This is a genomic window from Nesterenkonia sp. E16_10 (assembly GCF_017347085.1).
Lineage (GTDB): Bacteria > Actinomycetota > Actinomycetes > Actinomycetales > Micrococcaceae > Nesterenkonia.
Map to the genome: position 1 here is coordinate 18,542 of NZ_JADPSA010000013.1, position 15,047 is coordinate 33,588.

At 69.7% G+C, this 15,047-nt stretch carries 12 protein-coding genes; 5 read left to right on the forward strand and 7 right to left on the reverse strand.

What is annotated here, in order from left to right; all coding sequences use genetic code 11:
• Positions 1–16 precede the first annotated feature (16 nt).
• From pheT to I2487_RS03965, 7 genes are all read right to left on the reverse strand, one after another.
• On the reverse strand, positions 17–2,587 hold the full coding sequence (gene pheT, locus I2487_RS03935; RefSeq protein ID WP_207169331.1) for a phenylalanine--tRNA ligase subunit beta: 2,571 nt from the start codon (positions 2,585–2,587) through the stop codon (positions 17–19).
• A 3-nt stretch (positions 2,588–2,590) separates the two neighbouring features.
• On the reverse strand, positions 2,591–3,640 hold the full coding sequence (pheS, locus tag I2487_RS03940; RefSeq protein WP_207169332.1) for a phenylalanine--tRNA ligase subunit alpha: 1,050 nt from the start codon (positions 3,638–3,640) through the stop codon (positions 2,591–2,593).
• Positions 3,641–3,690: 50 nt separating this feature from the next.
• Entirely contained in the window at positions 3,691–4,794 is a 1,104-nt protein-coding gene (locus I2487_RS03945; protein WP_218624087.1) for a hypothetical protein, read from the reverse strand.
• Positions 4,795–4,948: 154 nt separating this feature from the next.
• Positions 4,949–6,655: a glycoside hydrolase family 13 protein gene (locus I2487_RS03950; protein WP_207169333.1), complete on the reverse strand. Its 1,707-nt coding sequence runs from the start codon at positions 6,653–6,655 to the stop codon at positions 4,949–4,951.
• A gap of 77 nt (positions 6,656–6,732) precedes the next feature.
• Positions 6,733–7,653, reverse strand: a complete 921-nt coding sequence (locus I2487_RS03955; RefSeq protein WP_058887179.1) for a carbohydrate ABC transporter permease — start codon at positions 7,651–7,653, stop codon at positions 6,733–6,735.
• Complete coding sequence (locus I2487_RS03960; RefSeq protein WP_207169334.1) at positions 7,653–8,591, reverse strand: carbohydrate ABC transporter permease; 939 nt, start codon at positions 8,589–8,591, stop codon at positions 7,653–7,655. Before I2487_RS03960 ends, I2487_RS03955 begins: the two co-directional genes overlap by 1 nt.
• A 1-nt stretch (position 8,592) precedes the next feature.
• Positions 8,593–9,870, reverse strand: coding sequence for an extracellular solute-binding protein (locus tag I2487_RS03965; RefSeq protein WP_207169335.1), 1,278 nt, complete (start codon positions 9,868–9,870; stop codon positions 8,593–8,595).
• Between the two features lie 129 nt (positions 9,871–9,999).
• On the opposite strand from I2487_RS03965, the gene I2487_RS03970 reads away from it, so the two are divergent.
• The 5 genes from I2487_RS03970 to I2487_RS03990 are packed head-to-tail and all read left to right on the forward strand — an operon-like array spanning position 10,000 to position 15,016.
• Positions 10,000–11,232, forward strand: a complete 1,233-nt coding sequence (locus I2487_RS03970) for an ROK family protein (protein ID WP_207169336.1) — start codon at positions 10,000–10,002, stop codon at positions 11,230–11,232.
• A gap of 47 nt (positions 11,233–11,279) precedes the next feature.
• Positions 11,280–12,110, forward strand: coding sequence for a CDP-alcohol phosphatidyltransferase family protein (locus I2487_RS03975; RefSeq protein WP_207169337.1), 831 nt, complete (start codon positions 11,280–11,282; stop codon positions 12,108–12,110).
• Positions 12,110–13,198 (forward strand): glycosyltransferase family 4 protein, encoded by a 1,089-nt coding sequence (locus I2487_RS03980; protein WP_207169338.1) that lies wholly within the window; start codon positions 12,110–12,112, stop codon positions 13,196–13,198. The genes I2487_RS03975 and I2487_RS03980 overlap by 1 nt, the downstream gene beginning before the upstream one ends.
• Positions 13,153–14,031 carry a class I SAM-dependent methyltransferase gene (locus I2487_RS03985; RefSeq protein WP_207169339.1) on the forward strand — a complete coding sequence of 293 codons (879 nt, stop codon included), beginning with the start codon at positions 13,153–13,155 and terminating at the stop codon, positions 14,029–14,031. The genes I2487_RS03980 and I2487_RS03985 overlap by 46 nt, the downstream gene beginning before the upstream one ends.
• A 13-nt stretch (positions 14,032–14,044) precedes the next feature.
• Complete coding sequence (locus I2487_RS03990) at positions 14,045–15,016, forward strand: lysylphosphatidylglycerol synthase transmembrane domain-containing protein (protein WP_207169340.1); 972 nt, start codon at positions 14,045–14,047, stop codon at positions 15,014–15,016.
• Positions 15,017–15,047 lie beyond the last annotated feature (31 nt).

The window sequence follows — 15,047 nt, forward strand, 5'->3', positions numbered from 1 at the left end:
GTGAACCTTCGGCGGACTAGCGCTGCACGGCCCCGTGGCGCTGCTGTGCCAGGGCGACGGCGCCGGCTCGGGCCGAAGAGGCCTCCTCGGCGGTGAGCGTGCGGTCCTCGGCGCGGAAGCGCAGGGCGAAGGCCAGGGACTTGTGTCCGGCCTCGATGTGCTCACCGGCGTACACGTCGAAGAGCTCGATGCTCTCCAGCAGCTCCCCCGCTCCTTCGACCAGGGCGGCCTGAAGCTCCGCGGCCGGCAGCTCCTGGGCCACGATCAGCGAGACGTCCTGGGTGGTCGGCGGGAAGGTCGAGATCGGCTCGGCGATGATCTGCTCGGGGGACCCCTCGATGAGCACGGAGAGATCCAGCTCCATCACCGAGGTGCGGGCGGGCAGGTCAAGCTCCTCGAGGATCTTCGGGTGCAGCTCACCGGCGTGACCGATCCGTGCTCCTTTGAACCGCAGCTCGGCGGTGCGTCCGGGGTGGAAGGCCTGGTGCCGGCCCTGGACCACCTCGAGGCGCACGCGCAGCAGGTCGGCGACCTTCTGCGCGGCGTCCACCGCGTCGGCCCAGTCCCGACGGCGCCCGGGCACACCGGGCAGCTCGGCCGTCTCGGCACCGCTGAGTGCGGCCGCGATGTGCAACGGCTGATCCGGGATGCCGGCGTCGAGCCCGGCCAGCACCTCTTCCCCGGGGTAGGCCCCCAGGTCTGGGATGCTCGGTGAGCCGAGCTGGGCCTTCGGGTGGAAGACCGAGCCGGCTTCGAAGAGCGCGACGTCGGTGAATCCACGCGAGACATTGCGGCGCAGCGCCTCGAGCAGACCGGGCACCACGGTGGTGCGCAGCGCCGGGTGCTGGTTGGCGATCGGGTTGGCCAGCCGCAGCATCGGCATCGGTTTCCCGGTGTCCTCGGCCTGCCCGAAGCGGGTGTTGGCGACCTCGGAGTAGAACGGGTAGCTGAGCACCTCGGTGAACCCTGCGGCGGCCATCCCGGCGTAGACGCCGCGTCGGCGCTGCTGGGCGGTGGTGAGTCCGCGGCCGGCCGGTGGCACCGGGAGCCGGGAGGGGATCTGGTCGTAGCCGACGAGCCGGGCGATCTCCTCCACCAGGGCGGCGGGGATGGTGAGGTCCGGGCGCCAGCTCGGCGGGGTCACCAGCAGGTGCTCCCCCTCCTGGCGCAGCTCGGCACCGATGGCCTCAAGCGTGGAGCTGATCTGCTCCTGCGTGTAGGCCACTCCGGTGAGCTTCTCCGGCAGCGTGGGCTCCAGCAGGATCGGCTCGGGCAGCACCGGGGCCCCGGCGTCGGTGACCTCGCGCGAATCCGTGCCTCCGGCGAGCTGGACCAGCAGGTCCACCACCCGCTGCGCGGCGAGCGGGGGCAGCAGCGGGTCCACGCCGCGTTCGAAGCGCTTGGACGCCTCGGAGGGCAGCTTGTGCCGGCGCTTGCTGCGGCTGACGCTGATCGGGTCGAAGTGCGCCGCCTCCACGATGACGGTGGAGGTGGTGGCGTCCACCTCGGTGCGCGCCCCGCCCATCACCCCGGCGATCCCGATGGGCCCGGACTGATCTGCGATCACCAGGTCCTCGAGGTTCAGCGTGCGGACCTTCTCGTCCAGCGTGGTGAGCTGCTCGCCGGCCGCGGCGCGACGGACCTCGATGCCGCCGTCGAGCTTGGCGTCGTCGTAGCAGTGGTTGGGCTGTCCCAGTTCGAGCATCACGTAGTTCGAGACGTCCACGGCGATGCTGATCGAGCGCATCCCCGCCAGGCGCAGCCGGGCGGCCATCCACGGCGGGGTGGGCGCCGTCGGGTCGATGCCGGTGACCTTGTGCGTGACGAACCGGCTGCAGCCCTGCACTCCGTAGATGGGGGTGTGATCGGTGAGCGTGACCTCGTGACCGGGCCGCGCGTCGTCGTGCCGGCCCTGCGCCGTCGCCGTCGGCGCGGTGCTGATCTGGGCCGCAGGGTCAATGAACGGGGTCCCGGTGGCGTGGGAGTACTCCCGGGCGATCCCGCGCAGCGAGAAGGCGTAGCCCCGGTCTGGGGTCACGTTGATCTCCGCGGCGGAGTCGTAGAGGCCCAGCAGCTCCATGGCGTCGGTGCCCGGCTCGGGGTCGAGTCCCAGCCGTGAGAGCACCAGGATGCCGTCATGGTCCTCGCCGATGCCGAGCTCGCGCACCGAGGCGATCATGCCGGCGGAGACATGGCCGTAGGTCTTGCGCGCGGCGATCCGGAAGTCCCCGGGCAGCACCGCCCCGGGAAGCGTGACCACGACCTTGTCACCGACCTCGAAGTTGTGCGCGCCGCAGACCACGCCCTGGATGCCCGAGGGGTCGATCCCCTCGTGGGTCAGGGTCTGGGCGGCGCCCTCGGGCACCACGCGGACCTGGCACCAGTTGATGGTCTTGCCGTTGGACTGGGGTTCGGGGATCTTCTCCAGCACCTCGCCGACGACGATCGGGCCGCTGAGCTCATCGGTGGGACGGTGCACGTCCTCCTCTTCGAGGCCGACCTTCACCAGCTCGGCCATCAGGTCCTCCGCGGTGCCTGACTCGGGGAACTGGGTGTATTCACGTATCCAAGAAAGCGGAATGCGCATGTCTCAGACCTCCATTCCGAAGTGCTGGCTGAAGCGGATGTCGCCTTCGATCATGTCGCGCATATCGGGGACCCCGTTGCGGAACATCAGGGTGCGCTCGATGCCCATCCCGAAGGCGAAGCCGGTGTACTCCTCCGGGTCCACCCCGGCGGCGCGCAGCACGGCGGGGTTCATCATGCCGCAGCCGCCCCATTCCACCCAGCGCGGGCCGCCCTTGGCCTGTGCGTGCCAGACGTCGAGCTCCGCGGAGGGCTCGGTGAAGGGGAAGTAGCTCGGGCGCAGCCGGATGGCGGCGTCGGGGCCGAACATCTGCCGGGCGAAGTGCTCCAGGGTGCCCTTCAGATCGGCCATGGTGAGGCCCTTGTCCACGGCGAGGCCCTCGAACTGGTGGAACACCGGGGTGTGGGTGGCGTCGAGCTCATCGGTGCGGAAGGTCTTTCCGGGGCAGAGCACGTAGACCGGCAGCTCGCGGGTGAGCAGCGAGCGGATCTGCACCGGGGAGGTGTGGGTGCGCAGCACCAGGTGCGCCTCCGGGGGCTCCACGAAGAAGGTGTCCTGCATCTCCCGGGAGGGATGGTCCGGCGCGATGTTCAATGCATCGAAGTTGAACCACTCGGACTCCACCTCGGGGCCTTCGGCGATCTCCCAGCCCATGGCGATGAAGACGTCGGAGACCCGTTCCTGCAGCACCGAGAGTGGGTGCCGGGCACCGAGCGGACGACGACGCTGGGCTGCGGTCACGTCGACGGTCTCCTCCACCAAGATCCGCTCCGCGTGTTCGACCTCGAGCACCGCGGTGCGCGCGGCCAGGGCCTTCTGCATCTTTCCGCGAGCGCCGCCGAGCAGCTTGCCCGCGGCGGCCTTCTCGGTCTTGTCCAACGACCCGATCGCACGGTTGGCCAGCACCAGCGGCGCCTTGTCTCCGGTGTGCGCGAGCCGTGCGGCCTTGAGCTGCTCGAGGTCGCCGGCTGCGGCGAAGGCGTCAACGGCCTGCTGCACGGCATGGTCGATCGCGGTTTCATCCAGCGGATGCGGTGTTTCGGGCGTGGACATTCTGCTCCCGGGTCAGGTGGGTGGAAACAATCCCGGTCAGTTTATGCGGGTCACTGGTAGGACACGAACCACGGTGTGGGCTCGACCTGGAAGGTCTGCTCCGAGGTGAAGGTCGGCGAGTCCTCGTCGTAGAAGTTCTTCCAGCCGAGCCAGATGTCCTCGCTGAGGTCCTGCTGCAGGGTCTCGTAGGTCTCGGTCTTCATCGCCGGTGTTCCGTGGCCGTCGGCATGCAGCAGGATGGCCAGCTCCTCATGGGAGGTGTCGATGTCCTCACGGTCCGAGATCATGGAGTGTTTGAACTGGTGCAGCACCAGCATCTTCTGCGGAAGCTCGTGCTCTTGGGTGAGGTCCGCCAGCCAGTCGGAGACCTGGTTGATCTCCTCGGCGCTGACCGAACCGATCTGTTCCATGTGTCTCTGCCCCTCGCTGAGCCGCCACTCCGGGTCCAGCGCCAGACCGACGTGGGGCTGGGCCAGGAACTCCTCGTATTGCTGGGCCTGGTCCAGGAAGCTGGCGTGGCCCGGCTGCAGGTCGAGCACCACGTAGATGCCCTCCTCCGCGGCCAGGTCCACCCAGGGCTCGATGACCTCCGGGTCCAGGGCATTGGAATAGTTCCCGCCCACACCGGGCTCGGTGATCGCAATCGAGGTGATGATCTCGAAGGCCGGCTGGACCGGCTCCTCCGAGTGCTCCTGGTACTGCTCGGCGTAGAACTTCACCCGCTCGGCGGCGTCCTGGGGTGTGCCCTCGCCGAGGACTCCGAGGGCGGGGATGCCGGGGGCGCCGTAGGCGGCCAGGAAGCGCCGGTCGGGGAAGAGCGTGTCGCCACCGCCCGGGAGCTCGGCAGGCGCGGCCTCGGGTTCCTCCCCGTCGGCTGAGTCTTGCCCGTCAGGTGAGCCCTCTTCGTCGACTGAGCCTTCGGCGTCAGCTGAGTCTTCGGCCTCGGCCGAGTCCTCCCCGGAAGCTGAGTCTTCGGCGTCGCCTGAGCCTTCGGCGTCGCCATCGCCTTCCGGGGCCGCGCCGGGCTGCTCCGCGCCGGCGTCCTCCGGAGCCTCCGCGCTTGTGCCGCAGGCCGAGAGGGTCACGGCGAGGAACATGGCGCTGAGCAGGAGTCCCGGGCGCAGGGTCTGGGCGGTCGGGGCGGTGCTGTCCATGGCTTTCACGCTACCGGTGAACCACAGCGACCCTGGAATCGGGCTGCGGTCGGGACTGTCCGGGCCCGGCGCGTTCGTCCCCGGCAATCCAGCCAGGGCAGGGACGGAGCGTCCGGAGGGCCGGGGCGAGTCAGCCGCGGCCCTCCGGGACGAATCAGTGCTCGCGCAGCCAGACCGTGGTCTCCCCCGGCAGCACCTCCGCGTTCAGCGGCTGCGAGCTGACCAGCACCTCTCCGGCGGGCAGCGGGACAGCCTGTTCGCCGAAGTTGGTCACGCAGATCCATCCCCCGGGACGGCGGAAGGCCAGCACCTCGGCGGTGGAGTCTTCTGCACCGGGCAGCTCGATCCACTCCAGGGTGTCCTCGCCCTGGAGCTCACGACGCAGCTGCAGCGCACGCCGGTAGAGGTTCAGCGTCGAGTCCGGTGCCGCCTCCTGGGCGTCCACGCTGTAGCGCGAGAACCACTCGGGCTGGGGCAGGTGGGCCTCGGCCTCGCCGAACCCGAAGCTCTCCCCGGCGCTGGACCAGGGAAGCGGGACCCGGCAGCCGTCACGGCCGACGCTGAGCCCGGGGCTGCGGAAGAACGTCGGGTCCTGCCGGTCGGCGTCGGGGATCTCGGCGACCTCGTGCAGGCCCAGCTCCTCCCCCTGGTAGAGGTAGGCGCTGCCGGGCAGGGCGAGCTCAAAGAGCGAGGCGGCTCGGGCCTTGCGCAGCCCGGCCTCGGCCTGCAGCTCCGGGGTGGCGCCGGCGGTGAGCAGCCAGTTGGTCCCGGCCTTCTCCTCCCCCGGGGCCTTGTCCGGAAGCCCGTAGCGGGTGGCATGGCGGACCACGTCGTGGTTCGAGAGCACCCAGGTGCTGGAGGACCCGGACTTCGCGGCCAGCTCCAGGTTGAAGGTCACCGTCTCGCGGAACGCGGCGGCGTCGAAGCCGGCTTCGAGCAGGTCGAAGTTGAACGCCTGGCCCAGGCCCTCGGCGGAGGCGTACTTCGGCCGCCGGGCGGAATCCACCCAGGCCTCGGCCACGCCGATCCTCGGCGGGTCGTATTCGTTGAAGACCCCGCGCCATTCGCGGTAGATCTCATGGACCTCGTCGCGGTCCCAGATGGGGTGGGCCCCGTCCTTCGGCGTCGCGTCCAGCTCGGCCTGGCTCGGCAGGTTCGCCGGCAGGTCCTTGGAGAGGCCATGGGCGACGTCGACCCGGAACCCGTCCACGCCCCGGTCGGACCAGAACCGCAGGGTCTGCAGGAAGTCCTCGTGGACCTCGCGGTTGTGCCAGTTCAGGTCGGGCTGCTCCTTGGCGAAGCTGTGCAGGAACCATTGGCCCGGTGTCCCATCGGGCTCGGTGATCCGGGTCCAGGCGGGCCCGCCGAAGATCGAGGTCCAGTCCGAGGGCGGCAGCTCGCCCGCCTCACCGGCGCCGTCGCGGAAGATGTAGCGATCCCGGGCAGCGGAGCCCTTGGGTGAGCGCAGCGCCTCGAGGAACCATTCGTGGCGGTCCGAGGTGTGGTTGGGCACGATGTCCACGATCAGCCGGATCCCAGCGCCGTGCAGCGCGGCGATCATGGCGTCGAAGTCTTCAAGCGTGCCGATCTTGGGGTCCACGTCGCGGTAGTCGTCCACGTCGTAGCCGCCGTCGGCCAGCGCCGAGGGGTAGAAGGGGCTGAGCCAGACGGCGTCGACCCCGAGGTCCTGGAGGTAGCCCACCCGCTCGGTGATGCCGCGCAGATCACCGATGCCGTTGCCATCGGCGTCGGCGAAGGAGCGCGGGTAGATCTGGTAGACCGCGGCCTGGCGCCACCAGTGGGGGTCGGTGCCGAGCCCAGAGGCCGTGGTCGGGGCTGCTGCGGTGGAGGTGAATGACAAGGGATTCTCGTCCTTTCGCTGTTGCGGGTGGGTCGTGGGGTCGTGCTTCTCGGAGCCTGCTTCCAGGCCCGAGCAGGTCATTTGACGGCGCCCTGGGTGAGTCCGGAGAGCACCCAGCGCTGAGAGATCACATAGGCGATGATCGCCGGTGCCATCGCCATCAGGTAGGAGGCGAAGGAGACGTGGTAGTTGTTGCTGAACTGGGTCTGGAAGATCTCCTGGATCACCGGCAGCGTCTGCAGCGTGGGGTCCGCGATGATCAGTGAGGGCATCATGAAGTCGTTCCAGGATTTCAGGAACGCGAAGATCCCGACCGTGGCGCTCATCGGGGCCATCAGCGGGAACACGATCCGCCAGAAGGCCCCTGCGGTGGAGGCGCCGTCCATCCGAGCGGACTCCTCCAGCTCCGCAGGCAGCGAGCGCAGGAACGCGGTGAAGAGCAGCGTGCTGAACGAGATCTGGAACATGATGTGCAGCAGCGCCACTCCCAGCGGGTTCGCCAGCTCCACCATGCCGGTGAGCTTGACCTGGCTGAGCGCGAGCACCGGGAAGGGAAGGAACATCGCCGCGAGCAGGTAGTAGAACGCCCAGCGGTAGGCCTTCTTCTCCCAGTTCCGGGAGATCGCATAGGAGGCCATCGCGCTGAGCAGGATCGTGCCGATCACCGTGGCCAGGGTGATCAGGATCGAGATCGTGAAGGCGCGGGGGAAGTCGGTCAGCGCCCAGGCGGTGGAGAAGCCCTCCACGCTGAACGGGGCCGGCAGCGCGAAGGCCTCGCCTTCCACGGCCTGCTCCCCGGTCTTGAACGCCATCGAGATGGTGACGTAGAAGGGCAGGATGACGGTGAGCGCACCGAGCATCAGCAGCACCGTGGTGCCCCAGCGGTGCCGGTCGGAGCGTCGCGAGGTCGGCAGCGCGGCGCGCCGAGAGTCCTCCGAGGAGCGGCGCGGGGTGGTGCTGGCGGCGCCGCCGGGAATGGTGGTGGTGGGCAGGGTCATCAGATTCTCGCGTTTCCTCGGGTCAGGCGCAGCTGGATGAGTGCGATGGTCAGCGTGATCAGGAAGAAGATCGTGGAGTTCGCCATCTGGTAGGCGTAGTCGCCGTTGTCGAAGCCGGAGAAGATCGTCATCGCCACCGAGCGGGTGGAGGTGCCCGGGCCGCCGTCGGTCAGGCCCACGATGATCTCGTAGGTGCCCAGGAAGTCTTTGAACCCGATGATCACGTTGATCAGCACGAATCCGGAGATCAGCGGCAGGGTGATGCTGCGCAGCTGCTTCCATGCGGAGGCCCCGTCGATGGCGGAGGCCTCGTAGACATCCCGCGGCACGGTCATGAGCCCGGCGATGTAGATCAGCATCGCCTGCGGGACCGCCTGCCAGGCGGTCACCAGCACGATTGAGATCCAGGCCAGGTCCGGGTCCGCGAGGATCGACTCCTCCAGCACCCCGAGCTGCAGCGCCTGGGCGGCGGCGGGGACGGTGTTGGCGAAGATGAACTGGAAGACGAAGGCGATGATGATCCCGGAGACCACCATCGGCATCACGAAGATCGTGCGCAGCGCGGTCTTCGCCCGGATCTTCGAGGTGAGCCCGATGGCCAGGGTCAGGGCGACCACGTTGACCAGTATCACCGTGCACAGCGCCACTCCGATGGTGAACCCATAGGAGGACAGGATCGCCGGGTCGCTGAACATCACCAGGTAGTTGTTGAGTCCGACGAAGTTGAACTCCCCGAAGCCCACCGAGTCGGTGAAGCTGTAGAAGATTCCCATCACGGCCGGCATGGTGATGCTCAGCGTGAACAGCACCAGGGTGGGCAGCAGGAACCAGAGGTAGACGCGATCCGCGCGGGGCCGACGTCGAGGGGCGGGTCGGGACCTGGGGCTGACCCCGGTGGGGGCGTCGGCGGTCCGCGGTGAGGTGGTGGCAGTGGTCATGTCAGGCCTCGGTCTCTGAGCGTCGAGCCAGTCGGGCCCAGTCCTCGTCAAGAGTCCGCAGCGTTGCTTCCAGACTCTGACCGGTGACTATTCCCTGGGCGTAGTTCTCGAACGGGATGGTGCGCGGGATGGCCTGGGACACTCCCTGGTAGAAGGCGGCGCGGTCCACGAAGCCCTGCAGGTCCTGCAGCCGGGCATCCTGCACCGCGGGGGCATCCTCGCGGACCCCGAAGGCGAGGTTGTCCTGGTTATATGCGTCGGCGATCTCGGGGGTGATCAGGTAGCGCAGCAGCTCCCGCGCAGGTTCCTGGGCGTTGGAGGCCTCGGGCACCCAGAGGGCGAGGTCGAGGTTGACCCGGACCTTCAGGTCCTCGGGGTCCTCGGTCATCGGCAGCGGGAAGATCCCGATCTGCGCATCGGGGTTGATCGTGGCGATCTCGCCCAGCGCCCAGGGGCCTTGGAGGTACATCGCGGCCTCGCCGCGGGCGAAGGCGACGTTGCCGTCTCCGTAGCCTCGGCTCGCGGCCCCGGCTTGGGAGAACGCCGCGATCTCGAGCATCTTCTCCAGAGGCTCGCGCAGGGTGCGGGAGAACGAGACCGGCGCTTCGGGGCCGGCGTCGGGACCCTGGGCGCGCAGCTGCTCGAAGAACTCGGCGACGTCGAGCCTGCCTCCCACGCTGTAGTCGACCAGGCCCTGCGCCACGGTCCAGGGGTCGGCGTAGGTGGAGTAGACCGGGGTCACCCCGGCCTCCTCGAGGGCGCCGCAGACCTCGAGGAACTCCGAATAGGTGGTGGGGACCTGCAGGTCGTGCTCGGCGAAGATCTCTTCGTTGTAGAGCACCGCAGCGGCCATCATCGAGTACGGGATCACGCTGGTGCGCCCGGGATAGGTCGGGTACTGATCGATCAGGTCCTGGATGCTCGGAGCGATCCGAGCCTCTCCGGCGAGATCAGCAAGGTCGGAGAAGGCGCCTTGTTCCTGGAAGCGGACGATCTCGTAGTTGTAGTTCAGACAGCCCAGGTCTGGCGGGTTGCCGCGGGCGAACCCCGCAGAAAGCCCTGACGAGGTGTCATGGACCGCCCGCACGCCCGAGGCCTGCTGGTTGAAGTCCTGCACCAGACCTCCGAAATACGGGATCGCTTCAGGCTTCGACTGATGGAACGAGACCTCTTGGGCGCCGCGGCCGGTGGCGCAGCCGCTGAGTCCAGCGGCGAGAGCCACCCCGGCCAGGCCGCCGAGGAAGGCCCGCCGCGAGGGTGTGGGTGCAACGTGGCTCACCGGATCCCCCTTCTGTGAGCTGGAACACTAAAACTTCATGTCCGGATTAAATATAGAGTCTTAATATAAGCAATGCAATAATGACTGGAGATTTTCTTCGCGGCATCTCAGATCGGAAGCAGGCCACCCATGAGTCAGACGCCTTCCCCTGGCCCGGCCGGCTCCTCCCAGCTGATCCGACAGCTCAACGCGCAGCGCGTGCTGCACTGCATGTGGGGCCGCGAGCCCAGCACCGCCACGGAGCTGATGCACGCCACCGGACTCACCCGCGCCACGATCCTGACCCTGTGCCGGGATCTCACCGAACAGGGCTGGCTGCAGGTCTCGGAGAACTCCCGGCAGGCCGGCCAATACACCAAGGGCCGTCCCGCGCTGCGGTATGCCTTCCGCGAGGACGCCTGCCACGTGATCGGTGTGGACGCCGGCCTGCACCAGGTCACCGCGGCCGTGGCGAATCTGCGCGGCGTCGAGATCGGCTGCGCCACCCGGCCCTCGAATCCGCAGGGATCCGATGCCCCGCTGCAGCCGGCCCCCGAACGACGGCGCACGATCCTGGACACGATCGACGCCGCCCTGGCGCAGGCCGGGCTCACGCACGCCGATGTCGCATGCCTGGTCATCGCGGTGCCGGCGCCGGTGGACTGTTCGGGACACTCCCCCAAGGGACTCAACGAGTTCTGGAGCCTGATGAACCCCGAGCTGATCACCCTGGGAGCCGAGCACGGCTGGGACTGCGCGGTGGACAACGACGCCAATCTCGCCGCGCTCGCGGAGTTGGACCTGGCATCCGGTGCCGCGGAGGACTCCTTCGCCGTGATCCTCTCCGGGGAGCGCCTGGGCGCCGGGATCGTGATGGATGGCTCCCTGCTGCACCAGTCCCGCGGCGGGATCGGCGAGCTCGGCATGTTGGACCTGGTCCAGGGCGTCGAGTCATCCAACGGCCTGGGCTGGTGGGCGCGGCACCTCGCCCGGGAGGCCCTGAAACAGGCTCCGGGGCATTCCGGCCCGCTCGGTGCAGCGACCCCTGAGGAGGTCACCAGTGAACACGTCTTTGCGGCGGCCGAACAGGGAGATCGACTGGCCCTTGAGATCATGGACCAGCTCGCGGACCGGCTGGCGCGGATCTGCGTGGTGCTCGCCGGCCTGCTGGACCTGGATCGCATCCTGGTCTCCGGGGCGATCGCTCCGGCACTGACCGATGTCGCCGCCCGCGCCAAGCATAAGCTCACCCAGTACCTCTATGCTCCGTGGCTGCGGATCGAGGCCTCAGCGCTCGGGGCCGACGCCGTCAGGCGTGGAGCGATCCGCCTGGCGGTGGATCGGATCAAGGACCAGGCGCTGCCCGGCGGCCCCGCGGCCTGAGCCCTGCGGCTCTGCGGGTGAGGCGAATCCCGGCTAGATTATCTGCCATGGACACGACAGGGCGCGACCCCGATCAGCACCGGGACGCGACCCCCGAGCAGGGCCCTTCGGCGGCCGAAGCACCAGAGGGTGGAGCTCCCCCCGGCGCGCGGGTGGGCGGAACCAGCCGCGGCCGGACAGCCCGGGACGCCGTCGTCCTGATCCTGGCCCCCGGGCTCGCGGCCCTGGTCCTGGCGCTCACTCTGGCTCCCGATGCGGGAAGCGGCCTGCTCATGGTCACTGCCGCACTCATCGCCCCGATCGTGGCCGCCGTCTCGCTGCTGCGTCGCCGTCCCCGTGCGGTGACCATTGCTGACCGAGTGACCCTGTTCCGCGTGGGACTGATCGGGGTGCTTGCAAGCGCCGCGGTGCTGATCCTCGTCGAGGCGATCCCCGCGCGCAGCTGGGCCCTGGCGATCCTCGCCGGGGTCGCGCTGCTGCTCGACGCCGTGGATGGCTGGGTGGCCCGGCGCACGCATAGTTCCACCCCCTCGGGCGCCCGGCTGGACATGGAGGCCGATGCCGCTGCGCTGCTCGTGGTCTCACTCATCGCCGCGACCACCGTGGGCTGGTGGGCGGTGGGGATCGGCGCGATGCGCTACCTCTTCGTGGCCGCCGCCCGAATCCGCCCGGCGCTGCGCGGAGAGCTGCGCTACAGCCTGTTCCGACGCACGGTGGCCGCGATCCAGGCCTCGGTGCTGTGGGTCGCGCTGCTGCCGATCACCCCCGTCGCGTTCGCCGTGGCCGTCACCGGGGTCGCGCTGACCCTGCTGGTCATCTCCTTCACCCGTGATGCGATCGCGCTGGAACGTTCGGCACAGACCGAGACGCGGCGCTGATGGCGCAGCTCGCCTTCATCGTGCCCGCCGATCTGCCCGGACCCAGCGGCGGGCTGACCTATAACCACCGGGTGCTCGCGCAGTGGCGGGCCATGGGTCTCGAGGTCGAGGAGATCCCGGTCCCGGGCGCCTGGCCGAACCCCTCCCCCGCGGATCGCCAGGTGCTCATCCAGCACCTGGCCCAGCACCGGCGGGTGCTGCTCGACGGGATCATCGGTTCCGCCGCCCCTCAGGAGCTCCGCACCGCCGCCGCCTCGGAGGCGCAGATCTCGGTGCTGGTCCACCTGCCGCTGCCCGCAGAGTCGGGGCTGAGCCCCGAGGAGGCGCAGCGACTCACGCTCAGCGAGCGTGCCGCGCTGGGCGCCGCACACTCCATCGTGTGCACCAGCGCCTGGGCGCGCGAGGACCTTCGGGCGCGCTACGGACACGACCGGGTCGCGGTCGCGGAGCCCGGCGTGGACCGTGCTGCGCTGGCCCCCGGCAGCTCCGCTCCACGGCTGCTCTTCCTCGGCGCGGTGACGCCCCGGAAGAATCCCCTGGGCCTGCTGGGTGCCCTCGCGCAGCTCTCGGAGCCGATGGGGCATCTCGAGCCGACAAAGTCTCCCGAGCCGCAGTGGAGCGCGGTGATCGCCGGACCCGAGGGTCAGGACCCCGCCTATGCCGCGCAGGTCCGATCCGCCGCGGCCGAGCAGCCCCATGGGCGCGTCTCGGTGATCGGGGCCGTCGACGGAGCACAGCTGGAGACCCTGTGGGCGGAGACGGATCTCCTGGTGCTGCCCTCCCTGGCCGAGACCTACGGGATGGTGGTCACCGAGGCGCTGGCCCATGGGATACCCGCGCTGGTCGGCGCCGGCACCGGAGCCCAGGACGCGCTGCGGGGCGACCCGGCCGGATCCCGCGCCGAACTGCCCACGCCCGGGGCGGCACTGGATCCGCAGGACCTCCGCGCCTGGTCGACGCTGCTGCGAGACTGGCTCAGCGATGCGTCGCTGCGGCAGCAATGGCGCGACGCCGCGCAAGCCCACCGGGCTAGACTTCGGACATGGTCACACGCAGCGCAGGATCTCAGGACAGCGATCGAATGGTGACCCGACCGGTCCCCGCCGACTGGCTGGGTCAGCGCCGTCGCGCCGATCATCAGGCCCGCGAGAAGGCGACCCCGCTGATCGAGACCCTGCTCACCCGACTCCACGAGCTGCTTCCGGCCAGCGCGGAGAAGACCGACGCGGTGCACGTCATCGACGTCGGAGCCGGCACCGGCTCCAACCAGGCCTGGCTGGCCCCGCGCCTGTCGGTGGCGCAGCGCTGGACGCTGCTGGACCATGACGCGGATCTGCTCGAGGTCGCCGCGGAGGACCCCTCAGCCGCCGGTCCAGGCGAGACCACTCGGGTGCTGGGCACCATCGAGGATCTCCCGAGCCTGACCCACGGCGCGCAGATCCAGCTGGTGACCTGCTCGGCGCTGCTGGACCTGCTCAGCCCCCGCGAGGCCGAGGTGCTCGCCGACGCGATCGCCGGGCCTGACGCCGGTCATGTCACGGCGCTGCTCAGCCTCACGGTGACCGGGCAGGTTCAGATCATGCCGGAACACCCCGGCGACGCCGTGATCACCGAGGCCTTCGACGCCCACCAGCGCCGCGACGGCCTGCTCGGGCCCGACGCCGCGCACGCCGTGGCGCAGCTGCTGCGCGATCGTGGCGCCGAGGTGACGCTGAGCGCGACCGACTGGGCGCTGGACTCCACCGAAGCGGCACTGATCCAGCGGTATCTCCGGGACCGCGCGGCGGTGGCCGTGGAGCATGATCCCTCGCTGGCGGGCCTGGCACAGGAATGGATCTCCGCGCGCGAGGCTCAGCTCTCCGCGGGCGAGCTGCAGGTCCACGTGGGGCACCTCGACCTTCTGAGCCTGCCAGGCACCTGAACCCGGTGACCCGATGAGCCTCGACCAGCGCAGCCAGACCACCCGCCGCGGACACACCGCGGTGTTCGCCGTCCTCCAGGTCGCGATCACGGTGGGGATCTTCAGCTTCCTCGTCGCGCAATGGGGCATGAACCCGTTCATGGACGCATTCCGGCTGCTTCCGCTGTGGATCTTTCCCGCCGCGATGCTGCTCGGAGGCGTCGGTGTGCTCACCCAGGCACTGCGCTGGCGCGTGATCGCCCGGCATCATCAGATCAGCGTCGGCGTAGGCCCCGCGGTGGCCCGCTGCTGGCAGGCGGCGTTCCTCAACGGGGTGCTCCCCGGAGGTCTGGCCGGTGACGCGCTGCGCGCGGCCGATGACAGCAGCGACGCCGAGGTCCAGGCCGGTGGCAGCGCCTTGCGCCGGGCCTTCGCCGCCATGGCCGCGGAACGCCTGATGGGCACGGCGGTGGCGTTCATCGCCGCAGGCCTGGCCCTGCTGGCGCTCGCCCCACTCGTCGGGCTCGCCGCGCTGGGCGTCGCGACCGCAGCCGTCGTCGTGGCCTGGCGGTGGCTCAAGCCGCTCTCCCGCAGGGACCTCCTCCAGGTGGTCCTGCTCTCCGCCACCGGGTGGGCGGCCTTCGCCACGCTGTTCGCTCTTACGATCCTCGCCGTGACCCCCAGCATCCCGCTGGCCTGGGCGCCGGGGCTGGCCGCGGTCGCCATCGCCGGAATGTCCGTGCCGCTGGGATTCGGCGGCTGGGGACCTCGCGAGGCGGCAGCGGCCTGGGTGTTCTCACTCTCCGGAGTCGCCCCGCATCTGGGCGTGACCGCCTCGATCAGCTATGGCCTGCTCGCCCTGGCCTCCACGCTTCCCGGGGCGATCATCCTGGCGCTGCGGGTGCTGCCGCGACTGGAGCGCGCCCGAAGGGTCAGGCAGCAGCGCGACGGCGGGGACCCTGGTACGGACCCCAGACGGCGCGACCCCATCGAACCTGCGTTCTGACAGATTCCTCACAGGAAGCGCCATTAGGATC